The sequence below is a fragment of the Oceanobacillus sojae genome, assembly GCF_007991515.1.
GTDB classification, from domain to species: domain Bacteria; phylum Bacillota; class Bacilli; order Bacillales; family Amphibacillaceae; genus Oceanobacillus; species Oceanobacillus sojae.
Window position 1 is genome coordinate 107,357 of record NZ_BJYM01000014.1, and the last position, 26,656, is coordinate 134,012.

A 26,656-nucleotide genomic window follows, 5' to 3' on the forward strand; every position below is an offset into this window, starting at 1 on the left:
CACTTGAATCTTGGGCTTAAATAAAATGAACGCTGTTTTAGGATATTCATTTATTTACATACAATACAAATAAGCGGAGCCGGCTGTTTCACCGCTCCGCAATATTTAATGATTAATAGTAACTATTATAATAGTAGAAACCCGATTGCTATTGGAATAAAGCTAAAGAATAAAATCATGACACAGAACCCCATAATATCCCTGATCTTTAACCCGGCAATAGCAAGCACAGGGAGAGCCCAGAATGGCTGAATCATATTGGTCCAGGCATCACCCCAGGCAACTGCCATTGCTGTTTTAGCCGTATCTGCACCTATTTCAAGAGCGGCTTGTATCATAATCGGACCCTGCACTGCCCATTGACCGCCGCCGGAGGGAACAAACACATTAACTAATCCGGCGCTAAGAAATGTAAAAATCGGCAAGGTGTAATCTGTTGCAAAACTGACAAACAATAAAGATATTTTATCGGATAATCCAGACGCTACCATCATTCCCATAATCCCTGCATAGAATGGGAATTGTACGATAATTCCACCGGCATTCTTTACACCGTTCCCTACTGTTTCCAGAAAACGTCTCGGTGTTCTATGAAGAAGAATCCCTAAGAAAAGAAAAATAAAATTGACGATGTTTATATTCAGATCAAATCCATTCGTTACGAAATGATACCCGACAAAAACGAGACCCATTAAGCCAATCAAAAGAGACAAGAGCTGACTGTTCTCCAATCTTTCTGCCGGTGTTTCCGCCGGATGAGATCCCGTTTCCTCTTCTGATTCTTCCTTCCATAATGAAGGATCTATTTTACCTAAAGAATCTGCCCCTTTTAATAGATACCTGTTAAAAAACGGAAGTGTAATTAATAGTGTAATCACAATAAATAGATTAAATGAACTGAACAATGTTTCTGTAACAGGAATTATTCCAATCGCATCTTCTAAAAAATGTCCTGGAGTAGCAATAAGAAGTGGTACGGATCCGGAAAAACCGCCATGCCAGATAACCATGCCGCTGTACGCACTGGCAATTAGTATTCGGTAATCCACTGAAGGAACTCGCTTTGCCACATGAACAGCAAATAATGCTCCCACAACAAGACCAAAACCATAATTTATTAAACAGGCAACTAAAGCAACAAATGTCACAAGCATCACCGCTTGCCCCGGCGTCTTCGCTATCCTGCTGAGTTTAGCTAAAAACCGCTTCACCACAGGAGTGCTTGCTAAAATATACCCTGTAACAACAACCAGTGACATTTGCATGCCAAATTCAAGCAGGTCCCAAAAACCATTTCCCCAATAGGCTACCATCTCCATCGGGCTGTTATTTGTAAGGAAAACACCTAATAAATACACAAAAATCGTTAAAATAATCGCAAATAAAAATGCATCTGGTAAATATCGTTGTACTATTCTGTCAAAAAACGAAGTTAAAACTCGCAATAGAATTCCCCCTAGTGCCTTTTTTCACCTAATCAGATCACTTACATCCCTAATGAAAATAACGCAATGGCTAAAATGACACCTAATATCGGAACGATAACTGTTACTGCAGCAAAAGGTGCGTAGGCATCTTTATGCGTTTCCCCACAGATCGCCCTGATGGTTGTAACAACATAACCGCCATGCGGCAATGTGTCTAATGCCCCTGATGAGATTGCTGCTACACGGTGAAGTGCTTCAGGGTCTACGCCCATATCTATATAATGTGGTGAAACGAGTGGCAAGGCTATCTGCTGTCCACCTGATGATGATCCTGTTAGTCCTGCAATAACACCAATCGCAATTGCTCCACCAATTAAAGGACTCCCTGGCATATCCGTTACAGCAGACACGGCCGCATTAAAGGCTTGCGTTTCCCTGGCAACCCCGCCAAAGCCCACAACGGCTGCCGTATTCGTAATAGCCAACAATGCACCCATCGTACCATTAGAGGCTGACACCCAAACATTTGGTAAATATTTATGGTTCAACGCCCATGTTGCAATAATCCCTCCTGTTAAGGCAATAATTAAGGCAGATGTACCTAACGTATCGTGGAATATAAATGATACTCCTAATACGACTAATAGCGGTACCGCTGATAATAAAGGATTGGGTAATTCTTTTTCTTCTGCAACCGGGTCACCTTCTCTAACTTCAAACTGCTCACCTTTAGCAACCGCACGATTAATTAAGTGCTTTAATAACCAATATCCAAATATAATCATAAAAATGGCAACAATTAAACTAACTTCCCAGGCTGCATAAGCGGTTGTTCCAAGAAATTCAATCGGAATCCAGTTTTGGATTTCTGGTGAACCTGCTGAAGTCATCGTGAAAGTAACCGATCCGAATGCCAAAGTCGCAGGAATGAAACGTCTCGGTAAGTTCGCCTGTTTAAATAAACTTAACGCTAATGGAAATACTGAAAAACCAACAATAAATAAACTAACACCACCATAAGTTAAAATCGCACATGCCGCTACTACTGCCGCAACAGCATATTTAACTCCTAATTTATCAACAACCCATTTTGATACGCTATCAGCTGCTCTGGCATCACCCATCACTTTACCAAAAATGGAACCAAGCAAAAACATGATAAACCAGCTGGCAACGAAGCCAGAAAAACTGGTCATATAACTATCCAGCATACTGGCTTGATCTGCTTCAACTAATTGCGGAAACAGTGGGATCCCGCTAAAAACTGCTAACCATAATGTTGATAAAGGTGCCGCAATCAGCAGATTCATTCCTCTCATTGTTAGAACGATTAATAAGGTTAAACCACCAATAAGTCCAATTGCACTTAAAATCATTTACTTCACTCCCCCCCTGTCTAATTGTAAGACACTTACAAAACAACCCTCCATCAATAACGATTGCTTGCCCCTGTCACCCCTTTTGCCTGTCAGCTCCATGAAAAAATAACGGCAAACAAATTTGCCCCGCCGTTTCTCTGGTTATCTAGCTTCAACGATCATTGCAATCCCTTGTCCTCCCCCAATGCAAAGCGAGGCTACGCCATATTTCTTCCCTCTTCTCTTCAATTCTTTTACCAAGGAATAAAGCACCCTTGTACCGCTGGCTCCAATCGGATGTCCCAAAGCGATAGCTCCCCCATTAACATTTACTTTCTCACGATCTAAATCGAGCACCTTTTCCACAGCTAAATATTGTGCAGCAAATGCTTCATTCACTTCAAATAAGTCAATATCATCCAGTGTAAGCTCAGCCTTTTGTAAAGCTTGCTTTATCGCCGGCACAGGACCAATTCCCATATATTCCGGTTCCACACCTGCAACGCCCCAGGATATGATTCTCGCCAGCGGCTGCAGCTGATGCTGCACAATATAACCTTCATTTGCTACAATAACAGCTCCCGCCCCATCATTAATCCCGCTTGCATTTCCTCCTGTAACCGTTCCATCCTTCTTAAAAGAAGCTCTTAATCCAGCCAGCCTTTCCACAGTTGTACTTTCCCGAATATGTTCATCTGTATTTACAATCATCGAGCCTTTTCTAGATTTTAATTCAATCGGGATAATTTCTTCAGCCAGTCTTCCTTCCTGTTGTGCTTTTGCTGCCCGCTGATGACTCAAATAAGCATATACATCCTGATCCTCGCGGGAAATATGATATTTCTCTGCTAAGTTTTCTGCAGTAACCCCCATTCCTGAGCCAATATATTCGTCTGTTAAAGCTGCCCAAAGCATGTCATCCACTTGCGGAGTCTTTAATTTGGTGCCAAATCTGCTTCCTCTTAACACAAAAGGAGACTGACTCATATTTTCGACTCCTCCGGCCAAGGCTACATTTCCTTCCCCAAGCAAAATGGATTGAGCTGCAGAGATCACAGACTGCAACCCAGATCCACACAAACGATTTACCGCAAGTGCAGGACTGGATAGCGGCAGTCCTGCTTGCAATGCAATATGCCTTGCAAGGTACGGCGCGTTTTTTCCGGAATGAATGACATTACCTAAGACAATTACATCTATATCTTCGGCGCGAATATTGCTGCGACGTATTGCTTCCTTGCTGACGGCTATACCTAGTTCCGTAGGATCAATATCCTTTAAACTGCCGCCGAATGTACCAAACGGTGATCTAGCCCCTTCAATCAGATAGACATTAGTCATTTTCTCTCACCTCTTCATTTTTTCTTATTGCGCCGTATATCCCCCATCTAATACAATTGCCTGCCCAGTAACACCTTTTGCTTTTTCGCTGGCTAAAAACATCACATAATCAGCAATTTCCTGCACTTCCAACAGACGTTTCTGCGGTACAAGCGGGTATAATACTTCCTCCAGTACTTTCTCAACCGGGATATCCCGATTCTTTGCCAGATCTTCAAATTGCCCGCGTACGAGTGGTGTATCTACATATCCCGGACAGATAGCATTCACTGTGACGCCCTCCGCTGCGCCCTCTAAAGCAGCCACTTTTGTTAAACCAATCACTCCATGCTTGGCACTGTTATATGCCGCCTTTCCGGCGAAACCAATCAGACCATTAATCGATGCCATATTAATAATTCTTCCAAATCCCTGTTCTTTCATAACCGGGAAAATATGTTTTGTTGCCATAAACGGAGCTGTCAGCATTACTTTTATCATGAACTCAAACTTTTCAGTCGGAAAATCTTCCATAGCGGATACATGCTGCAATCCTGCGTTATTAATTAAAACATCCATTCTTCCGTATTTTTCTATCGTTTCATCTAAAGCCTGCTTGAGCTCTTCTTCATTCGTAACATCGCATTTCAGACCAATACAGTCATAGCTCTCCTGTTTTAAATTCTCCGAAACCTCCTTTACTTTCTCCTCATTTACATCTGATAAAACTACCTTTGCACCATTCTTTGCAAATTCACAACCAATTTCATATCCAATACCGCTTGCTGCTCCGGTTATAAAAACCACCTTATTTTCCACCACTTCAAAGATCCCCCTTTTTATCTAAAAAATACCTTCACATCAAAGAATCATTTTAGTAAGCTCCTGTTTGTAAATAGTCGCTAATTTTGAGCTCTGCCTCTGTTGATGCTATAACCTCTTCAACTGTCCACCCTTCTGCTACTTCAACCAGTACAAGCTCGTTTTCTTCTACATCCATTACTGCACGATCCGTAATTATTCGGTTCACCACCTGTTCCCCTGTTAATGGAAGACTGCATTTTTTTAATATTTTCGGCTCGTTATGCTTATTCACATGGTCCATAATAACAACAATTTTTTTCGCGCCATGCACAATATCCATCGCACCTCCCATACCTTTAATCATTTTTCCCGGAATCATCCAGTTAGCCAGATCACCAGCTTCGGAAACCTCCATACCTCCCAAAATTGCAAGGTTTAAATGCTCCCCCCGAATCATTGCAAATGATTCTGCATTACTGAAGTAGGATGCACCTGCCTGTGCTGTTACTGTCTCCTTGCCCGCATTAATCAAATCGGGATCAACCTCTGTTTCTAAAGGAGACTTGCCAATACCAAGCAGACCATTTTCCGATTGGAGAACAACTTGCTTCCCCTCCTGAATATAATTGGCAACCATTGTCGGCATTCCGATTCCAAGATTAACGTAGTAACCGCTTTCAATTTCTTTCTCAGCCCGCCTTGCAATCCTTTCTCTGACAGATACTTTATCTAATTGTTTTATCACCTGTTATGTCCTCCTTCGCTAAATTTACATTCCCTGTCTTACTGTTAAACGCTCTATACGTTTTTCCTGTTTACCTTCAATCAACCCCTGAACATAGATCCCTGGGGTATGAACATGATCCGGATCAATAGAACCTGTTTCAACAAGCTGCTCCACTTCTGCAATCGTTACTTTCCCAGCTGCTGCCATCATCGGATTGAAATTTCTTGCAGTCTTGTTATAAACCAAATTCCCTGCATAATCGCCGACAGCAGCTCTGATCAAACTGAAGTCTGCCTTTAGTGCTGTTTGCAGCAAATATTCTTTATTGTCAAAGATGCGCACCTCTCCTCCGTCTGCAATTGGTGTACCAACCCCAGCCGGTGTATAAAATGCCGGAATTCCCGCTCCACCTGCCCGTATTCTCTCTGCAAGTGTACCTTGAGGTGTCAGCTCAACCTCCAGTTCACCAGCCAGCACCTGCCGCTCGAACTCCTTATTCTCGCCAACATAGGAACCAATCATTTTATCAATCTGCTTATTTTTCAGAAGTAATCCAAGTCCCCAGTCATCTACACCACAATTATTTGATATAACAGTAAGATGCTTAACCTGTGAATTTACTAATGCTAAAATAAGATTCTCAGGTATGCCCACGAGTCCGAAGCCCCCTACCATAATTGTGGAGCCGTCTTGAATATTTTTCACTGCGTCTTCAAAAGATGTATAAATTGTTTTCATCTGCTTCTCCCCCCTCCACAGTATACCAGCAAAAAATATGCCAAAATTGATTACATAAGAAAATAAAGAACTGTCAACAAAAGAAGCTAAAAGCCAAAAAATCTATAGTCCAGATTCCTGGACTATAGATTTTTTCTTCTAATTTATATTTTTGTAAACCCTTCCAAAGCAGAATTTATGACGTTTCCAGATTCATGGAGTACATTCCATATTTCAGGAATTTATAAATCATACTTTTTCGCTTTCTCATAGAAACTGGATTTACTGATACCAAGCAAACCAGCAGCACTTATTTTATCTCCATTTGATTGACTGATCGCACCTGTAATAGCCTGTTTTTCTGCATTGGCCATAATCTCCTTTAATCCCATGCCCTCTTCCGTTATATAAAGACTCTGCTGCATATGATCCGGTAAATCTTTCAATTCAATAATTTCTGTGTTTGTCAGGTGCACCGCAGATTCAATCACATTTTCCAGTTCACGAACGTTCCCAGGCCAGTCATAGTGCATAAAAAATTGCATGACAGAATCACTGAAGCTGATTACCCGCTTTCCCGTACCTTGAGTAATTTTATCAAGTAAAAACTTCGCAGTTACACGAATATCTTCTACCCTTTCCTTGAGAGAAGGAATCTTAATTGAAATTACATTAATACGATAATAAAGATCTTCCCGAAAGCGATTTTCCTTTATCAGCTTTTCAATGGACTGATTTGTTGCAGAAATAATACGTACATCGATCTTCTGTGTCCTTTCTGTACCAATTACTTCAATCTCACCCTCCTGCAGAGCACGAAGGATTTTTACTTGGGCATTTATTGGCATGTCTCCAATCTCGTCCAAAAAAAGAGTACCTCCATCAGCCAATTGGAATTTACCCAGCTTTCCTTCTTTCTTAGCTCCTGTAAATGCACCGCCCTCATAACCAAATAATTCAGACTCCAGCAATTCCATCGGGATCGCAGCACAATTTACTTTTATAAATGGCTTCGCACTGCGTTCACTTAAATTATGAATACTATGCGCAAAAAGTTCCTTTCCCGTACCGCTTCCTCCCTCTAATAAAATAGAGGCGTCTCCTGACGAAACCTTCTTTATCTTTTCTTTAATCTCATTTATTTGGACAGAGCTTCCAACAACATCCTGTAATGAATAACTCGCTCCTCTTGGATTACTTAACTTTTTCTGGTAGTTTTCAATTTCCATTAATAAATCCTTAATATGAGAATTCATTTTCTTCCACTCTTCCGTATCTTTATAAAGGACTGTTCCAACCGCACCAACTAACTTCCCGTGAGCAAACAGCGGTATACGATTAGCAATCATATGATTCCCTTTTATATACTGCAGATCAGCAATTTCTTCTTTGCCCGTCTGTGCGACAATATGCATTCTTGTATTTTCAATAACATCTGCTACATGTTTACCGAGTACATCCTTTAGTTGTACCTCAATAAAATCACAGTAATTTTTATTTAAATACGTAATTAACCCCTGTTCATTAACAACCACAAAACAAAAATTCGTCTTTTCAAAAACAGCTTCAATGATTTCTTCCCTGTATGTATTATTAAACAGCATCTTCTCTCTCCCATCACGAAGTTCATAATTATCGTTCTACCCATTACTCTTACTGCAATGAAAAAATAAATAGTTGAGTAACAAGATTATTTCTTCTGAATCTGATGATACTTGTTCAGCCAAATAAAAACTTTTTAATCTGCCGCTTTTATCATATCAAATTCTTGTCTGTAGGAGGAGCTACTTTTCGTAGAGCGAAAGAGATTTATCAAATTTCAAAAGGATACAACCTTTTTGTACCAGATTCAGCATACTCTAATCATCTATTTTTATCCTCCAAAACAAAAGATAAAAATAACAAACAAAAATAAATAAAAGATATTGATATAAAACGATAATTATATTACTATTAAATTAGATATTCATTTAGCTGTATGTAATGAAAACAATGAATATTAAATGTTAGATATTTCTATTTCACGAAACTAAAACTCTAAAGGAGATGGTAGTTATGAATCAGTTCATTCAAGATTTTCTGCACGTTACTGAATCAGCAGCACTTGCGACATATCCGTGGATTGGGACAGGAAATAAAATAGAAGCTGATCAGGCAGCTACAGATTCTATGCGCACTTTACTAAATAAAATTCCTATGGATGGCGAAGTAGTTATTGGTGAAGGAGAAATGGATGAAGCTCCAATGTTATTTATCGGTGAAAAAGTTGGAACTGGAAATGGTGCAGGTATCGATTTAGCAGTTGATCCAATTGATGGAACTACCTCTACTTCTAAAGGAAAGAATAATGCCATCGCTGTAATTGCCGCTGCAAAGAAAGGAACATTGCTGCATGCTCCCGATATGTACATGGAGAAGCTTGTAACTGGTCCGGAAGCTGCAGGGAAGATTGATATTGATTATCCACTCGAGAAGAATCTGCGCATTATCGCAGATGCAAAAGGAAAAAAACTTGAAGAATTAAAAATGATTGTACAGGATAGAGAAAGACATAATCATTGGATAGAAGAAGCACGTGCTTTAGGTGTCAGAACAGAGCTGTTTGAAGAAGGAGATGTCATTCCTGCAATAGCAACTTGCATCCACCGGAGTGATATAGACTTATTCATTGGAATTGGCGGCGCTCCAGAAGGGGTTCTGGCGGCTGTAGGAGTGAAAAGCCTGGGAGGAGAAATGCAGGCAAGATTACTTCCAAAAACAAATGAACAATGGGAGCGTTGTGTATCGATGGGAATTACAGATCCTAAAGAAGCACTTGCTCATAATCAATTAGTCGGCACAAATGAATGTGCTTTTATCGCTACGAGTATTACCAGCAATATGCTGCTGCAGGGAATAGAAAATAATCAAAATGTCTTTACAACACATTCCATTGTTTTAGATGGTTTAAATAAATGCTATCGTCATATAGCAACAGAGCATCCCTTGTCTTCTGTTTAATTTCTAATATTCTAATGAAATTCATAGTAAGATATTCTAAAATGCAAAAAAGACAGCGTCGTCACGCTGTCTTTTTAATTTAATCATTTATTATTTTTCGATAGTAGATACAACGCCAGATCCAACTGTACGTCCACCTTCACGGATAGAGAAACGAGTTCCGTCTTCGATCGCGATTGGTGAAATAAGTTCTACAGTCATTTCAATGTTGTCTCCAGGCATTACCATTTCAGTTCCTTCTGGAAGGCTGATTACGCCAGTTACGTCCGTAGTACGGAAGTAGAACTGAGGACGGTAGTTAGTGAAGAATGGAGTATGACGTCCACCTTCGTCTTTTGACAATACATAAACTTCAGCTTTGAAGTTAGTATGTGGAGTGATTGTACCAGGCTTAGCAAGTACTTGACCACGGTTGATATCTTCACGTGCAACACCACGTAGTAATGCACCAATGTTATCACCAGCTTCTGCATAGTCAAGAAGCTTACGGAACATTTCTACTCCAGTTACAGTAGTTTTAGAAGATTCTTCGTTAAGACCGATGATTTCTACTTCGTCTCCAACACGAACTTGTCCGCGTTCAACACGACCTGTAGCAACAGTACCACGACCAGTGATAGAGAATACATCCTCAACTGGCATCATGAATGGTTTGTCAGTATCACGCTCTGGAGTTGGAACATATTCATCAACTGCAGCCATAAGTTCAACAACTTTTTCTTCATATTCTTCTACGCCTTCAAGTGCTTTAAGAGCAGAACCAGCGATAACTGGTACATCATCACCAGGGAAGTCATATTCGCTTAGTAAATCACGAACTTCCATTTCTACTAATTCAAGTAGCTCTTCATCGTCTACCATATCTGTTTTGTTAAGGAATACTACGATAGAAGGTACCCCAACGTTACGAGATAATAGGATATGCTCACGAGTTTGTGGCATTGGACCATCAGCAGCAGATACTACAAGGATAGCTCCGTCCATTTGTGCAGCACCAGTAATCATGTTTTTAACATAGTCAGCGTGACCTGGGCAGTCAACGTGTGCATAGTGACGAGTTTCAGTTTCATACTCTACGTGAGAAGTTGCGATTGTAATTCCGCGTTCTTTCTCTTCTGGAGCACCATCAATTTGGTCATAAGCCATTGCAGTGCCATCACCATTTCTTTTTGCCATTACTGTAGTGATTGCAGCAGTTAAAGTTGTTTTACCATGGTCAACGTGACCAATTGTTCCAATGTTTACGTGACTTTTCGAGCGGTCGAATTTTTCTTTAGCCATTTATAGTTCCTCCTTTAAATATATAGCAATTTTTATGAGCCGGGAAAGTCGGTTAAAATTTCCCAGCCTTTACTAAATGTTATACGTCAGATTGAAGAAAAAATCAATTATTGACCTGCATTTTTCTTGATAATTTCTTCTGTAATGCTTTTAGGTGTCTCTTCATAGTGGTCAAAGTGCATTGTGTACACTCCGCGACCTTGTGTATTTGAACGTAATGCAGTTGCATAACCGAACATTTCTGCAAGTGGTACGAACGCTTTAACTACCTGGGCAGTTCCGCGGGCTTCCATACCTTCAACGCGTCCACGACGGGATGTTACATCACCCATGATGTCTCCCATATATTCTTCTGGGACAACAATTTCTACTCTCATCATTGGTTCAAGCAGAACTGGGTTACATTTATTTTTAGCAGCTTTAAGTGCCATAGAAGCAGCTACTTTAAACGCCATTTCGTTGGAATCGACATCGTGATAGCTTCCATCATATAATGTAGCTTTCACATCAATTAACGGATATCCGGCAAGAACGCCATTTTCCATGGATTCTTCGATACCTTGTTGAACAGCCGGGATGTATTCACGAGGAACAACACCACCAACAATATTGTTAACAAATTCGAATCCAGCGCCTTCTTCGTTTGGCTCAAATTTAACCCAAACGTGACCGAATTGTCCACGTCCACCAGACTGACGTACGAATTTACCTTCTACTTCAGCAGCAGCACGGAAAGTTTCTCTGTAAGAAACTTGTGGAGCACCAACAGTTGCGCCAACTTTAAATTCACGTTTTAAACGGTCAACAATGATATCAAGGTGAAGCTCACCCATACCAGAGATGATAGTTTGTCCAGTTTCTGTATTTGTTTCTGTGCGGAAAGTTGGATCTTCTTCCGCAAGTTTTGATAGAGCAATACCCATTTTATCCTGGTCTGCTTTTGTTTCTGGCTCAATAGCAACCGAGATAACTGGTTCAGGGAACTCCATAGACTCAAGAATAACTAGATCCTTTTCGTCACATAGTGTATCACCTGTTGTTGTATCCTTCAAACCTACTGCAGCAGCAATTTCACCTGAGTAAGCAACAGAAATCTCTTCACGAGAGTTTGCGTGCATTTGCAGGATACGCCCAATACGCTCACGTTTATCTTTTACAGAGTTCTTTACGTAAGAACCTGAGTTAAGTGTACCTGAGTACACACGGAAGAATGTTAATTTACCAACATAAGGGTCCGTCATAACTTTAAATGCTAATGCAGAGAACGGCGCATCATCAGATGATGGGCGAGTTACTTTTTCTTCTGTTCCAGGAACGATACCTTCGATTGGAGGCACGTCTGTTGGAGCCGGAAGATAAGCAAGTACTGCATCCAGCATTAACTGAACACCTTTGTTTTTAAATGCAGATCCGCAAAGTACTGGGTAGAAGTCTACATTTAATGTTGCCTGACGAATTGCATTTGCAAGCTCCTCGTTAGAGATTTCCTCTCCTTCAAGATACTTCATCATCAGCTCTTCGTCTGTTTCAGCTACTGCTTCCACCAAGTTAGCACGCAGCTCTTCAGCTTCGTCTTTTAACTCAGCAGGGATTTCAGTAGTTTCATCAGTTTGACCTAGATCATCAAGATAGATATGAGCTTCCATCTTAACTAAATCAATAATTCCACTGAATTCGTCTTCAGCACCGATAGGCATTTGGATTGGATGCGCGTTTGCACCAAGGCGTTCTTTTAATGTATTGGTTGAATACAAGAAATCTGCACCTGTTTTATCCATTTTGTTAATGAAAACGATACGTGGAACACCGTATGTTGTCGCTTGACGCCATACTGTTTCCGTTTGTGGTTCAACACCAGATTGTGCATCTAGTACTGTTACCGCACCATCCAGTACACGAAGAGAACGTTCAACTTCAACTGTGAAGTCTACGTGTCCAGGTGTGTCGATGATATTAATACGGTGGTCTTTCCAAGCAGCAGTTGTTGCGGCGGAAGTAATTGTGATTCCACGCTCCTGCTCCTGCTCCATCCAGTCCATTTGAGATGCACCTTCATGTGTTTCACCAATTTTATGAATACGTCCTGTATAGAAAAGAATACGCTCAGTAGTAGTGGTTTTACCCGCGTCAATGTGCGCCATGATACCGATATTACGTGTCTTTTCCAAGGAGAACTCTCTAGCCATGTATTCTTCTCCTTCCTATAGAAAGCTTTTGTTAGATTTATATTACCAACGGTAGTGAGCGAATGCTTTGTTCGCTTCTGCCATTTTATGCATATCTTCTCTTTTCTTAACAGCAGCTCCTGTATTATTAGAAGCATCAAGAATTTCATTAGCAAGACGTTCTTCCATTGTTTTTTCTCCGCGCAGACGGGAGTAGTTAACAATATAACGTAATCCTAAAGCTTGACGACGTTCTGGACGAACCTCCACTGGTACTTGATAGTTTGAACCACCAACACGGCGGGCACGTACTTCAAGTACTGGCATAACATTTTTCATTGCTTGCTCAAAAACTTCCATTGCGTTTTGGCCACTTCTTTCAGCAACTAATTCAAACGCATTATAAAGGATTTTTTGTGCTTTTCCACGCTTCCCGTCTACCATAATCTGGTTGATGAGGCGTGTAACTAATTTTGAGTTATAAAGCGGATCTGGTAATACATCACGCTTTGGTACTGGACCTTTACGAGGCATTGTACATCCTCCTTTCCCTTATATTATTTAAATTACTTATTTTTTAGGTCTTTTCGTTCCATATTTAGAGCGTCCTTGCATACGGCCTTCTACTCCAGCAGTATCAAGTGCTCCACGTACGATATGATAACGTACCCCCGGTAAGTCTTTTACACGACCGCCACGGATAAGAACAACACTGTGTTCTTGCAGGTTGTGACCAATTCCAGGAATGTATGCAGTTACCTCCATGTTGTTAGACAAACGTACACGCGCATATTTACGAAGTGCAGAGTTTGGTTTCTTAGGAGTTAATGTACCTACACGAGTACATACACCACGTTTCTGCGGAGAGCTCTGATCAGTCATTTTCTTTTTAAAGCTGTTGTAGCCTTTATTAAGTGCAGGTGAGTCAGATTTTTTTGTCTTTGTCACACGGCCTTTACGAACTAGCTGATTAATTGTTGGCATTGAATCTTCCTCCTCTCAATTTCAATTTAGTAATCAAATAACAACCTTTTGTAATACCACACATCCAGGTGGTTCATTTTTAGCGATAAAAAAATCTCTCACAATTTTTGCGAAAAATAATTAACCTATACTCAGATTGTTTTTGTTATTATCGTTTAAAGTAAACCGAAGTTCCGATTTTATGGTCTGCTCCGAAAATTACTTTTGCAAGCATAATCAGAAGCACCTTGAATATAATACCACCCTATATATTGTTTGTCAATATATTCTTGGTATTTTTTCGGTGCTCCCAAAAATAACTTACAAGGTGATCACAAGAAGGGATAATCCCCTTCCTGTTCAACATTTCATTTTATACTCTTTGTGTGCTTTCTTCATCTGTTATTTCTTCATCAGATTCCGGCACATCAAGTTCAGCTTCTAAAGTACGATATTGCGGCATTCCTGTACCGGCTGGAACAAGTTTACCAATAATAACATTCTCTTTCAGGCCAAGTAATTCATCACGTTTTCCTTTAATAGCAGCATCTGTCAGGACACGTGTAGTTTCCTGGAAGGATGCAGCTGACAGGAATGAGTCAGTTTCAAGAGATGCTTTTGTAATACCAAGTAATACCGGGCGGCCTGTAGCAGGATCTGCGCCTTCCTTGAATACTTTGTGGTTTGCATCTTTGAATTGATGTAATTCAAGCAGAGAGCCTGGCAATACATCTGTATCTCCAGAAGATACAACACGGATCTTACGAAGCATTTGGCGAACCATTACTTCGACGTGTTTATCTCCGATTTCTACACCTTGCATACGATATACACGTTGTACTTCTTTAAGCAAGTAGTCTTGAACGCCTTCTACACCTTTGACGCGAAGAAGTTCTTTTGGATCAACGGAACCTTCTGTGAGCTCTTGCCCAGTTTCCACTTGATCTCCTTCTTGAACTTTCAAGCGGGCGTTATAAGGTACAGCATAGCTGCGCTGCTCTACATTACCCTGAATAACAATTTCTTGTTTATCTTTAACTTCCTTCATTTCAAGAACCGTACCGGAGATTTCTGTAATTACCGCCTGCCCTTTCGGATTACGGGCTTCAAACAGCTCCTGAATACGAGGTAAACCTTGTGTAATATCATCTCCGGCAACTCCGCCAGTATGGAAGGTACGCATTGTTAACTGTGTACCCGGCTCACCGATGGATTGTGCTGCGATAATCCCAACCGCTTCTCCAACCTCAACGTCTGACCCAGTAGCTAAGTTACGGCCATAACATTTCTGACATACACCATGTTTCGTGTTACAAGTGAAGGCTGTACGGATTGTTACTTCTTCGATACCAGCTTCCACAATCGTTTTCGCCTGATCTTCATGGATGAGTTCATTTTTCTTTACAATGAATTCACCAGTTTCAGGATGTTTTACGTCTTCGAATGCTGTTCTGCCAATCAAACGGTCTAACAATGGTTCGATAACTTCTGATCCATCTACAAGAGCAGCAACTTTCAGGCCGCGGTCCGTTCCACAATCTGCTTCACGGATGATAACATCCTGTGCAACGTCTACAAGACGACGAGTCAAGTAACCTGAATCGGCTGTTTTCAGTGCTGTATCGGCAAGACCTTTACGCGCACCATGGGTGGAAATAAAGTATTCCATTACGGTTAAACCTTCACGGAAACTTGATTTGATTGGAATTTCAATGATTTTACCAGATGGGTCAGCCATCAATCCACGCATACCAGCAAGCTGTGTGAAGTTTGATGCGTTACCACGGGCACCGGAATCACTCATCATGTAGATTGGGTTTCGGTTGCTCAATGACCCCATCAAGCGGTCCTGAATAACATCCTTCGCTTCTGACCAGATAGCAATTACACGATCATAGCGTTCTTCCTCTGTAATCAGACCACGACGGAATTGTTTTAAGACCTTATCAACTTTGGATTGAGCTTCGTCTAAGATACCTTGTTTCTCTGGGAGTACAACAATATCTGAGATACCAACTGTCATACCAGCTTTTGTAGAGTAACTGAATCCTAAATCCTTCATGCGGTCAAGCATCTTAGAGGTTTCTGTAATTTTGAAACGCTTGAAGACCTCAGCGATAATATCACCTAAGAAGCCTTTCTTAAATGGCTTAACCACTTCACGGTTTTTAATTTCTTCTTTAATATCTGTTCCAGGATCCACAAAATAGTTTTCCGGTGTTTTCTCTTCTAAATTCACCTTGGTAGGTTCGTTCATATACGGGAAAGAATCCGGAAGAATCTCATTAAAGATCAGCTTACCAACAGTTGTTAATAATAGCTGGCTATTTTGTTTTTCTGTAAATGTTTTGTTATTTAAACTGGATGCCTGCACTGCAATACGTGTATGCAGGTGAGCATATCCAGTTTGATAAGCAATTAATGCTTCATCAGTGTCTTTAAAGTAAGAACCTTCTCCAATTGAACCTTCACGTTCTAAAGTAAGGTAATAGTTTCCAAGTACCATATCCTGTGATGGTGTAACAACTGGTTTTCCATCCTTAGGGTTAAGGATGTTCTGTGCTGCTAACATTAAGATTCTGGCTTCTGCCTGTGCTTCGGCTCCAAGGGGAACGTGTACAGCCATTTGGTCTCCATCAAAGTCAGCGTTATATGCAGTACATACAAGCGGATGCAGACGGATTGCACGGCCATCAACCAACGTAGGTTCGAATGCTTGAATACCCAATCTGTGAAGGGTTGGTGCACGGTTAAGCAGTACCGGGTGCTCTTTAATTACATCTTCAAGAACATCCCATACGTCAGGGTGCACTCTTTCAATTTTTCTCTTCGCTGATTTAATATTGTGCGCAAGACCTCTAGCCACTAATTCTTTCATGATAAACGGCTTGAACAGCTCTAATGCCATTTCTCTCGGCAGACCGCATTGGTACATTTTCAAATGAGGTCCAACAACGATAACAGAACGGCCGGAATAATCCACACGTTTACCTAATAGGTTTTGACGGAAACGGCCTTGCTTCCCTTTCAGCATATGAGAAAGAGATTTTAATGGACGGTTTCCTGGTCCTGTAACCGGGCGGCCGCGACGACCATTATCAATTAAAGCATCTACAGCTTCTTGAAGCATACGTTTTTCATTTTGAACAATAATGCTTGGAGCGCCTAAATCAAGCAGACGTTTTAAGCGGTTGTTACGGTTGATTACACGACGGTAAAGGTCATTTAAATCAGAAGTAGCAAAACGTCCGCCGTCTAATTGAACCATTGGACGAATTTCTGGAGGAATAACCGGAAGAACATCTAAAATCATCCAGCTTGCATCGTTTCCAGAGTTACGAAATGCTTCCATTACTTCCAAACGTTTAATTGCACGAGTACGGCGTTGGCCGTGAGCTGTTTTCAGCTCTTCACGCAATGCATCAACTTCTTTTTCCAAGTCAAGATCCTGCAATAATTTACGGATAGCTTCTGCGCCCATCTGAGCTTTGAAGTTATTGCCGTATTTATCATAATAAGAACGGAATTCTTTCTCAGAAAGCAGCTGCTTCTTCTCAAGCGGTGTACTTCCCGGATCTGTTACGATATATGCTGCAAAGTAGATAACTTCCTCTAATGCACGAGGAGACATATCTAATACTAACCCCATACGGCTCGGGATTCCTTTGAAATACCAAATGTGTGATACTGGAGCAGCAAGTTCAATATGCCCCATACGCTCACGGCGTACTTTAGCTTTTGTCACCTCTACACCACAACGGTCACAGACAACACCTTTGTAACGAACGCGTTTATATTTACCACAATGACATTCCCAATCCTTCTGTGGGCCAAAGATACGCTCACAGAACAACCCGTCTTTTTCCGGTTTTAAAGTACGGTAGTTAATTGTTTCTGGTTTTTTCACTTCTCCATAAGACCAAGAACGAATCTTTTCTGGTGAAGCGAGCCCTATTTTCATGTACTCAAAATTATTTACATCCAACAAGGGGCAATCCTCCCTTTTAATGTATGTTCAAAAAGTTCGATGAAAAAGACCAAGAAGTTCAAGGCGACGAGATTTTTACGAACGGAGCGTATGCTTTTAAATACGTGAGTATCGGAAAAATCTCGTCAACGCAGAAATTCGCTGTGTCATTTTTGTTGAACTTTTTGAACATCCTCTTTTACAAGTTAAGAAAGTTTGAGAAAACCTGGCTTATCGTCATGTCTTGGCGAAAGTCTGGGATTTCTTTAAACGAAATTTTATAGAAAGAGCAGAATGGTTCAAAAGAAAAGGAACTTCTATGTTGCCCACATCGTGTGGGCAACATAGAAGTCACCACATCACATGAGAAGTTTAAACCATTGCTGCACAAATTTTATTGATTTAACGGTTCTTCCACTTCAATGTTAAGCTTCGTCGACGTTTGACTGTCGTCGTCCTCTAGTTCACGCATATCAATTTCATCTTCTGTACTAGAAAGCATCTTAACATCCATACCAAGACTTTGAAGCTCTTTGATCAATACTTTAAACGATTCAGGAACACCCGGTTCAGGTGCATTATCACCTTTTACGATCGCTTCATATGTCTTCACACGACCAACTGTATCATCTGATTTAACAGTCAAGATCTCTTGAAGTGTATATGCAGCACCATAAGCTTCCAATGCCCAAACTTCCATCTCACCAAAACGTTGTCCACCGAATTGTGCTTTACCACCAAGCGGCTGCTGTGTTACGAGAGAGTATGGTCCGGTTGAACGAGCATGCAGTTTATCATCAACCATATGCGCAAGTTTAATCATGTACATGACACCTACAGATATACGGTTGTCAAAAGCTTCACCTGAACGCCCATCATAAAGAACTGTCTTCGCATCTCTCGGCATACCTGCTTCTTCAAGTGTTTCCCAAACATCTTCCTCTGTTGCACCATCAAATACCGGACTTGCTACATGTAATCCAAGCTGTCTGGCAGCCATTCCTAAATGCAGTTCAAACACCTGTCCGATGTTCATACGTGATGGTACCCCCAAAGGGTTCAACATAATATCAATTGGTGTACCGTCTGGCAAGAATGGCATATCCTCTTCCGGTAAGATTTTGGAGATAACCCCTTTGTTACCGTGACGGCCTGCCATTTTATCTCCTTCATGTATTTTACGTTTTTGAACGATATATACACGAACAAGCTGATTTACACCTGGTGGTAACTCGTCGCCATCTTCACGATTAAAGATTTTTACATCTAAGACGATTCCGCCGCCGCCATGAGGAACGCGTAAGGATGTATCCCTTACTTCACGTGCTTTCTCACCAAAAATCGCATGTAATAAGCGTTCTTCTGCTGAAAGCTCCGTCATTCCTTTAGGTGTCACTTTCCCTACAAGAATATCACTGTCAGTTACTTCTGCACCGACACGGATAATTCCATGTTCATCAAGGTTTTTAAGTGCATCTTCCCCAACGTTAGGAATATCTCTTGTAATTTCCTCTGGTCCAAGTTTTGTATCACGAGATTCTGATTCAAACTCTTCAATATGGATAGAAGTATATACATCATCTTTTACAAGTCGTTCACTCATAATGATGGCATCCTCGTAGTTATAACCTTCCCAAGTCATGAAGCCTACAAGAACGTTTTGACCCAATGCTAATTCTCCATCTTCCATAGAAGGTCCATCAGCGAGAACTTCACCTTTTGTTACACGATCTCCTTCAGCAACAATCGGGCGCTGATTATAACAAGTTCCCTGGTTGGAACGCTTATACTTCTGTAATCCGTAACGATCTACATCGCCTTCTACTTCTTTGCCATCCACATTTGAAATACGACGTACAATAACGGTCTTCGCTTCCACGCGCTCTACGACCCCGTCATGACGACAGATAACAGCAGCACCAGAGTCTTTACCATTCACATATTCCATACCTGTACCAACGATTGGAGCCTTTGGATTCATCAATGGAACTGCCTGACGTTGCATGTTAGCTCCCATTAATGCACGGTTGGAGTCATCATTTTCCAAGAATGGAATACATGCAGTCGCTGCAGATACAACCTGTTTCGGTGATACATCCATATAATCAATTTTATCGCGGGATACAATAATATTATCTTCACGGAAACGAGCAGTTACTTCCTCGTTTACAAAGAAGTTATCATCATCTAACGGCGAGTTTGCCTGTGCAACGACATAATTATCTTGTTCATCCGCAGTAAGGTAATCAATTGTACTTGTTACCTTTCCAGTTTCAGGGTCAACACGACGATATGGCGATTCAATAAATCCAAACTTATTTACTCGTGCATAGCTGGATAGAGAGTTAATCAAACCGATATTCGGTCCCTCCGGCGTCTCAATTGGACACATACGGCCATAGTGAGAGTAGTGAACGTCACGCACTTCAAAACCGGCACGTTCACGTGTCAAACCACCAGGTCCAAGTGCTGACAGACGACGTTTATGCGTCAATTCACCCAACGGATTTGTCTGATCCATAAATTGTGACAACTGCGAGCTGCCAAAGAATTCTTTAATCGATGCAATAACCGGGCGAATATTAATCAATTGCTGCGGTGTTACGCTCGAAGTATCTTGAATAGACATTCTTTCACGAACAACACGTTCCATACGGGATAATCCGATACGGAATTGATTTTGTAATAATTCACCGACTGAACGCAGGCGACGATTCCCCAGATGGTCAATATCATCTGTATCTCCTACTTGGTGAAGCAAGTTAAAGAAATAACTGATAGAAGCTAAAATATCAGCTGGTGTGATATTTTTTATTTCTTTCGTTACTTCCCCATTTCCGATTACAGTCAGTTCACGTTCTCCATTTGGATCTGTAGGGTCAAGAATTTTCACAGATTGTATCGTGATTTCTTCTTCCAAAACCCCGTCATGCGGTGTAATAGTTTTATCTCCAAAACGATCTTCCTTACGCTCAAGATATGGAAGAATCTTATCTAATAATTTTCTTTCCAGACGATCGCCTTGATTCGCAATAACTTCTCCAGTTTCTGGATCTACAACAGGCTCAGCAAGCACCTGGTTGAATAAACGATTTTTAATATGGAGCTTTTTATTCATTTTATAACGGCCCACATGCGCTAAATCATAGCGTTTCGGATCAAAGAAACGAGATACTAATAGACTCTTCGCATTATCTACTGTTGGCGGTTCACCAGGACGTAAACGCTCATAGATTTCTAAAAGAGCTTTTTCAGCGTTCTCTGTATTATCTTTTTCTAACGTATTTCGTAAATATTCATTCTCGCCTAACAAATCAACAATCTCTTGATCTGTTCCAAATCCTAAAGCTCTTAATAGAACAGTAATTGGTAATTTACGAGTACGGTCAATACGAACATAAGCAACATCTTTTGCATCTGTTTCAAATTCTAACCATGCTCCACGGTTTGGAATAACTGTTGTTGTAATACCGCGTTTTCCATTTTTATCAATTTTTTCGTTATAATAAACACTTGGGGAACGTACAAGCTGTGATACAATAACACGCTCCGCTCCATTGATAATAAATGTTCCCGTATCTGTCATTAACGGGAAGTCACCCATAAACACTTCCTGTTCCTTTACTTCTCCGGTTTCATTATTAATTAAACGAACCTTCACGCGAAGGGGAGCATTGTATGTCACGTCTCTTTCCTTTGCTTCGTCTACAGGATATTTCGGATCACCCAAACTATAATCCACAAACTCAAGTGATAGATTTCCTGTAAAGTCTTCAATTGGAGAGATATCCTGGAACATCTCTCTCAAACCTTCTTCTAAGAACCATTCATAAGAAGCGGTTTGGATCTCGATTAGGTTAGGTAATTCTAACACTTCGTTAATACGTGCATAGCTCCTGCGTTGGCGGTGCCGTCCATACTGAACTAGTTGACCTGTCAACTGCTTCACCCCTTAAATCATCCATTTTGGTAGTTGTTTCTACAAAATGTAACTCATATTTAAAAGAACGTCTGAATAAATCATCTGTTCTTTAAAAAATAAAACTATAAACTCATTATCCTATCATTCACACCATGTATCACTTTCCTGTTTGACAGCTTATCTTTCTTCCGGTAAAACTTTATTTTCACCCGTTGAAAAAACAACTGTTTTAAGGATATTGTGATTTTAGATTGTGCAGATGAAAGAATTTTGATAAACTATAGAAAAGCAATTTGTCGAATCTTGATTTTCCCGATTCTACAAGCCTTTCCCATTTGTAAAGATTTTATACATTCACCTAATAAAAACCTCCTAGGCAAACGTATCCTCATCTTAGCATCTTCCAATCTTAGCATAGTCCCAATCATTAGTCAAACTTTTTTGCTCGCAATATAAAATAACCTTTTTTCTTTATAACTACTTCCGCATTACCAAAAATCTCTTCCATCTTATCTTTTGCAGAGGGCGCTCCCTGTTTTTTCTGAATGACTACCCATAAATCTCCATGATCTGCTAAATGATTATAAGCTTCTTCAAATATAGCATGCACTACTCTTTTACCAGCGCGTATCGGCGGATTGGTAACAATAGAAGCAAAAGATTTTTCATTCAAATTCTCATATAGATCACTTTGAAGAATAGTTGTATTCGTAATTTTATTGATTTCTGCATTTTTAGCAGCCAGTTCAACAGCCCGCTCATTTACATCAATCATAAAAATTTGTCTTTCAGAAAAATCGGAAGCTAAAGACAATCCAATTGGTCCATAACCGCACCCTACATCTAATATCGGCCCATTAATTTCCGGCTCCTGAAAAGTTTCAATAAGCACTCTTGAACCAAAATCCACTTCACTTTTCGAGAAGACACCAATATCACTTGTAAATTGAAATGTCCTTCCCCGCAAATCAAAAGACCAGCTTTGAGGAGATGACTTCGCCTGAGGCTGCTTCGAATAATAATGCTCTGTCATATGGATTAGCACCCACTTTATATTAATTAAGAAAAATACCTGAGCTGCGATCGTACACTTCCTAATCATAGGGCGATGTCCGTTACAGCGGCTTGGGCGGGGCGAGTAACCGTAGTCCCAAGAATTTGGAGCGCCAGCCAAAAAAACCTACTTATAACTTGCATCTAATACAAACAACCCAAATATTTTCTTGGTTAAAAAAAGGCCACCTGTTCAACTAAAAATCATTCTCGTATATAAACTTGAACTTTTTCTAGTGACAAAGGTGACCTTTTATCAATTCGTGATAAAAGAGCCCGTCTAAAATACGACGAGCTCTTTTTCTTATATTCGTTAAATTATTTAACTTCTACAGAAGCACCAGCTTCTTCAAGTTTGCCTTTAACTTCTTCTGCTTCTTCTTTAGATACAGCTTCTTTAATTGCTTTAGGAGCGTTATCTACTAAGTCTTTAGCATCTTTTAAGCCAAGGCCAGTGATTTCGCGAACTGCTTTAACAACTTTGATCTTAGAAGCACCAGCTCCAGTAAGAACAACGTCAAATTCAGTTTTTTCTTCTTCAGCAGCGCCGCCTGCAGCACCTGCAGCAGCAACTGGAGCAGCAGCTGTTACGCCGAACTCTTCTTCGATTGCTTTTACTAAATCGTTTAATTCAAGTACAGTCATTTCTTTAATTGCACTAATCATTTCTTCGTTTGTCATGATTAAATTCCTCCTGATATAAGTTTGTTTTTTATTTGTGAGCAAGCATGTGGTTTTATCACAATTTTACTCTTACGCTTGAAATATAGCTATCCAGCTCCGAGCGCCAAAAACTAGGGAGCTAACACGTGAGCCCCCTACGATAAGTCATCATCGGTTCGTTACCTCACCGTGATTCCTTTATCTCAGGTACGCCGCTCCAATCTCTACGTTTTTAAACGGGCGCTCTGCGCTTTTCGTTATTAAACCGTTTGGTGTATTACGCACCTTGTTCTTCTTTTTGCTCTGCAACAGCTTTTGTAGCATAAGCAAGATTACGGATTGGAGCTTGAAGTACGCTAAGCAGCATAGATACCATACCTTCGTAGTTTGGCAGATCTGCAAGCTCTTTAATTTGATCTAGTGAAGCAACATTTCCTTCAATAATTCCGCCTTTAATTTCTAAAGCTTCATGATCCTTACTGAAGTTGTTCAAGATTCTTGCCGGAGCAACAACATCTTCACTAAATGCAATTGCGTTTGGTCCAGTTAATACATCACTAAGCTCGTTTAGCTCAACAGCTTCTACAGCACGGCGAACCATTGTATTTTTGTATACTTTGAATTCAACACCTGCTTCGCGAAGCTCTTTACGTAATGCAGTAACCTCTGAAACGTTAAGTCCACGATAGTCAACTACTACTGCAGTTTGGCTATTACGAAACTTATCTGCAATTTCTTCTACTAATTGTTTCTTTTGTTCAATAATCCCTGACATCTTTCCACCTCCTATAATAACCGTCGCTATTATTACACCGTTCGAACGTGCTTTTCTATAAAAAAAGCTCTCATGCAGACATGAGAGCTTACCTTAGATCGGCAAAACGGTTTTGCCTTTCTATAAATAAACACCTCGGCAGGATAATTAAGCTCATGCATAGCCCCTGCTGTCTACGGTATAACATTCGATTTTATTAAACCGAAAATTAGTATATCGAACGTTGGCTTAAAAGTCAACTACTAATTAACGGAAGTTTGAAACGTCAACTTTGATTCCTGGTCCCATTGTAGATGCAATGGAAGCATTTTTAAGGTAAGTACCTTTAGAAGACTGAGGCTTAACTTTTACAAGTTGATCAGTAAGTGCAGTAAAGTTTTCTACTAATTTTGTTTCATCGAAAGAAACTTTTCCAATTGGAACATGGATATTAGAAGATTTATCAACACGATATTCTACTTTACCAGCTTTAATGTCTTGAACAGCTTTTTCTACTTCGAAAGTTACTGTTCCAGTTTTAGGGTTTGGCATTAAGCCTTTTGGTCCTAAAACACGACCTAATTTACCTACTTGAGCCATCATGTCCGGAGTAGCAACGATTACGTCGAAATCAAACCAGCCTTGGTTGATTTTGTTGATGTAATCTTCTTCTCCAACATAATCTGCACCAGCAGCTTCTGCTTCTTTTGCTTTATCACCTTTAGCAAATACAAGAACGCGTTGAGTTTTACCAGTACCATGCGGTAAAACCATTGCTCCGCGGATTTGTTGATCTGCTTTCTTAGGGTCTACACCAAGACGAAAAGCAGCTTCTACTGTTTCATCAAAGTTTGCTTTTGCAGTCTTTTTTGCAAGCTCTACAGCTTCTTTAATTTCATATGCTTTTGTACGATCAATCAGCTTTAAAGCTTCTTGATGTTTCTTACCATATTTAGCCATATTAATATCCTCCTCTTTTGTGGTTATAACGGTTGTACCTCCCACGGGACGAGAGCAAACACTCTTGTCCAGTACACAAATCATCTTTCCATCCGGCGTTTTCACGAATAAGGCTGCGGGTGAAAACAACCGCAACCCTTAAAGTACGTGTTCAAAAAGGGATCAAATTAGAAGCAAGAAAATCACGTCAACGCAGAGATTCGCCGCCTATCATTTGGGAGCTTTTTGAACTTCCTCTTTAACTTCAGAAAGCCTGATTACGGAATATCGAATCAGTCTTCGATTGTGATTCCCATACTGCGCGCAGTACCTTCAACCATGCGCATTGCCGCATCAACATCAGCTGCATTTAAATCAGGCATTTTTGTTTCAGCGATTTCTTTTACTTTGTCGCGCTTTACAGTAGCGACTTTTGTTTTATTAGGTTCACCTGAACCAGACTCGATTCCAGCTGCTTTTTTAAGTAGCACTGCTGCCGGTGGAGTCTTTGTAACAAATGTAAATGAACGATCCTCGAATACTGTGATTTCAACAGGAATGATTAAACCTGCCTGTTCTTGTGTTCGAGCGTTAAATTCTTTACAGAATCCCATAATGTTAACACCTGCTTGACCTAGCGCCGGCCCAACTGGTGGTGCTGGATTCGCTTTTCCCGCAGGAATTTGCAATTTTACTAATTTGATTACTTTTTTAGCCACGAGACACACCTCCTTAAAGTCCGTGATGTGGTAATAGGGTCTTTGATTTTATTTACCCTCCCACTCATTCCCTGTTCTCCTTTTAATTGAGAACAAGAATAACAAAAGAATCTTAGCATGAATTCAAAAAAAAAGCAAGCCTCGGTTCATGAAAAAGCTTTACCTGAAACGAATTGCTATTTCAGCAATTCGTTCACATTTAGTTGGATAGCTCTTTTTTATCTCCCAGGAAAAACCTATGAAAGCTTGTCTACTTGAGAAAAGTCCAGTTCAACCGGTGTTTCTCTCCCGAACATATTAACATGTACTTTCAGTTTTTGTTTATCTGCATCAATCTGCTCAATCGTTCCTGTAAAGTCTGTAAATGGACCGTCAGTTACACGGACACTTTCTTTGACTTCAAAGTCGATTTGGAGAGCGGGCTCACTGACACCCATTCTTTTCAATACAACATCTACTTCATCCGGTAATAACGGTGTCGGTTTTGCACCATGTCCGCTGGAACCGACAAATCCTGTAACTCCAGGAGTATTACGTACCACATACCATGAATCATCGGTCATAACCATTTCTGTTAAAACATAGCCAGGGAAAGATTTTTTCTTTACCATTTTCTTTTTACCATTTTTAATTTCTGCTTCCTCATCTTCCGGAACAATAACACGGAAAATCTTATCTTCCATTCCCATAGACTCTACTCTTTTTTCAAGATTCATCTTCACTTTATTCTCGTAGCCGGAATAAGTGTGAACCACGTACCAATTCTTTTCCATTTGTATCGGACAATAAACTGCCCTGTCCCCTCCTCTTCACAAATCAATGTATTCTTCTTTTTTCTAGCTACAAGCGCCAGAAGCCAGGGAGCTAACACATGAGC

21 protein-coding genes and 1 other annotated feature are annotated in these 26,656 nt (G+C 40.4%); of the genes, 1 reads left to right on the plus strand and 20 read right to left on the minus strand.

The window, feature by feature from the left end:
- Positions 1–125: 125 nt before the first annotated feature.
- The 7 genes from OSO01_RS16420 to OSO01_RS16450 all read right to left on the minus strand — a co-directional run bounded on the left by OSO01_RS16420 (position 126) and on the right by OSO01_RS16450 (position 7,957).
- On the minus strand, positions 126–1,445 hold the full coding sequence (locus tag OSO01_RS16420) for a short-chain fatty acid transporter (protein WP_147211534.1): 1,320 nt from the start codon (positions 1,443–1,445) through the stop codon (positions 126–128).
- 41 nt (positions 1,446–1,486) lie between these two features.
- Positions 1,487–2,800, minus strand: coding sequence for a GntP family permease (locus tag OSO01_RS16425; protein ID WP_147211565.1), 1,314 nt, complete (start codon positions 2,798–2,800; stop codon positions 1,487–1,489).
- A gap of 147 nt (positions 2,801–2,947) precedes the next feature.
- On the minus strand, positions 2,948–4,126 hold the full coding sequence (locus tag OSO01_RS16430) for a thiolase family protein (RefSeq protein WP_147211535.1): 1,179 nt from the start codon (positions 4,124–4,126) through the stop codon (positions 2,948–2,950).
- A 24-nt stretch (positions 4,127–4,150) separates the two neighbouring features.
- Positions 4,151–4,927: a 3-hydroxybutyrate dehydrogenase gene (locus OSO01_RS16435; RefSeq protein ID WP_147211536.1), complete on the minus strand. Its 777-nt coding sequence runs from the start codon at positions 4,925–4,927 to the stop codon at positions 4,151–4,153.
- Positions 4,928–4,979: 52 nt separating this feature from the next.
- Positions 4,980–5,654, minus strand: a complete 675-nt coding sequence (locus OSO01_RS16440; RefSeq protein WP_147211537.1) for a 3-oxoacid CoA-transferase subunit B — start codon at positions 5,652–5,654, stop codon at positions 4,980–4,982.
- A 24-nt stretch (positions 5,655–5,678) separates the two neighbouring features.
- The gene (locus tag OSO01_RS16445; RefSeq protein ID WP_147211538.1) at positions 5,679–6,374 is read right to left on the minus strand and encodes a CoA transferase subunit A; all 696 of its coding nucleotides are present in this window, start codon (positions 6,372–6,374) and stop codon (positions 5,679–5,681) included.
- A 221-nt stretch (positions 6,375–6,595) separates the two neighbouring features.
- Complete coding sequence (locus OSO01_RS16450; RefSeq protein ID WP_147211539.1) at positions 6,596–7,957, minus strand: sigma-54 interaction domain-containing protein; 1,362 nt, start codon at positions 7,955–7,957, stop codon at positions 6,596–6,598.
- A 451-nt stretch (positions 7,958–8,408) separates the two neighbouring features.
- Here OSO01_RS16450 and glpX point away from each other — a divergent pair, with 451 nt between their 5' ends.
- Positions 8,409–9,353 carry a class II fructose-bisphosphatase gene (glpX, locus tag OSO01_RS16455; protein WP_147211540.1) on the plus strand — a complete coding sequence of 315 codons (945 nt, stop codon included), beginning with the start codon at positions 8,409–8,411 and terminating at the stop codon, positions 9,351–9,353.
- A 90-nt stretch (positions 9,354–9,443) separates the two neighbouring features.
- On the opposite strand, the gene tuf is transcribed toward glpX, so the two are convergent.
- From tuf to OSO01_RS23435, 13 genes are all read right to left on the minus strand, one after another.
- Positions 9,444–10,634 (minus strand): elongation factor Tu, encoded by a 1,191-nt coding sequence (gene tuf / locus OSO01_RS16460; RefSeq protein ID WP_077605125.1) that lies wholly within the window; start codon positions 10,632–10,634, stop codon positions 9,444–9,446.
- Between the two features lie 107 nt (positions 10,635–10,741).
- Positions 10,742–12,820 (minus strand): elongation factor G, encoded by a 2,079-nt coding sequence (gene fusA, locus OSO01_RS16465; protein ID WP_147211541.1) that lies wholly within the window; start codon positions 12,818–12,820, stop codon positions 10,742–10,744.
- 42 nt (positions 12,821–12,862) lie between these two features.
- Positions 12,863–13,333: a 30S ribosomal protein S7 gene (rpsG, locus tag OSO01_RS16470; protein ID WP_077605127.1), complete on the minus strand. Its 471-nt coding sequence runs from the start codon at positions 13,331–13,333 to the stop codon at positions 12,863–12,865.
- A 36-nt stretch (positions 13,334–13,369) separates the two neighbouring features.
- Complete coding sequence (rpsL, locus tag OSO01_RS16475; protein WP_077605128.1) at positions 13,370–13,783, minus strand: 30S ribosomal protein S12; 414 nt, start codon at positions 13,781–13,783, stop codon at positions 13,370–13,372.
- 352 nt (positions 13,784–14,135) lie between these two features.
- Complete coding sequence (gene rpoC / locus OSO01_RS16480; protein ID WP_147211542.1) at positions 14,136–17,750, minus strand: DNA-directed RNA polymerase subunit beta'; 3,615 nt, start codon at positions 17,748–17,750, stop codon at positions 14,136–14,138.
- A 373-nt stretch (positions 17,751–18,123) separates the two neighbouring features.
- The gene (gene rpoB / locus OSO01_RS16485; RefSeq protein ID WP_147211543.1) at positions 18,124–21,669 is read right to left on the minus strand and encodes a DNA-directed RNA polymerase subunit beta; all 3,546 of its coding nucleotides are present in this window, start codon (positions 21,667–21,669) and stop codon (positions 18,124–18,126) included.
- Positions 21,670–22,078: 409 nt separating this feature from the next.
- Positions 22,079–22,684, minus strand: coding sequence for a class I SAM-dependent methyltransferase (locus OSO01_RS16490; RefSeq protein WP_147211544.1), 606 nt, complete (start codon positions 22,682–22,684; stop codon positions 22,079–22,081).
- Positions 22,685–23,022: 338 nt separating this feature from the next.
- Positions 23,023–23,385 carry a 50S ribosomal protein L7/L12 gene (rplL, locus tag OSO01_RS16495; protein WP_077605132.1) on the minus strand — a complete coding sequence of 121 codons (363 nt, stop codon included), beginning with the start codon at positions 23,383–23,385 and terminating at the stop codon, positions 23,023–23,025.
- A 259-nt stretch (positions 23,386–23,644) separates the two neighbouring features.
- On the minus strand, positions 23,645–24,142 hold the full coding sequence (rplJ, locus tag OSO01_RS16500; RefSeq protein WP_147211545.1) for a 50S ribosomal protein L10: 498 nt from the start codon (positions 24,140–24,142) through the stop codon (positions 23,645–23,647).
- A 51-nt stretch (positions 24,143–24,193) separates the two neighbouring features.
- Positions 24,194–24,339 (minus strand) — a sequence feature (ribosomal protein L10 leader region).
- Positions 24,340–24,388: 49 nt separating this feature from the next.
- Positions 24,389–25,081, minus strand: coding sequence for a 50S ribosomal protein L1 (gene rplA / locus OSO01_RS16505; protein WP_147211546.1), 693 nt, complete (start codon positions 25,079–25,081; stop codon positions 24,389–24,391).
- Positions 25,082–25,353: 272 nt separating this feature from the next.
- Positions 25,354–25,779 (minus strand): 50S ribosomal protein L11, encoded by a 426-nt coding sequence (gene rplK / locus OSO01_RS16510; RefSeq protein ID WP_139344913.1) that lies wholly within the window; start codon positions 25,777–25,779, stop codon positions 25,354–25,356.
- A gap of 236 nt (positions 25,780–26,015) precedes the next feature.
- Positions 26,016–26,552 (minus strand): transcription termination/antitermination protein NusG, encoded by a 537-nt coding sequence (gene nusG / locus OSO01_RS16515; RefSeq protein ID WP_147211547.1) that lies wholly within the window; start codon positions 26,550–26,552, stop codon positions 26,016–26,018.
- Positions 26,498–26,650: a hypothetical protein gene (locus OSO01_RS23435; RefSeq protein ID WP_186813687.1), complete on the minus strand. Its 153-nt coding sequence runs from the start codon at positions 26,648–26,650 to the stop codon at positions 26,498–26,500. The genes nusG and OSO01_RS23435 overlap by 55 nt, the downstream gene beginning before the upstream one ends.
- Positions 26,651–26,656: the final 6 nt, after the last annotated feature.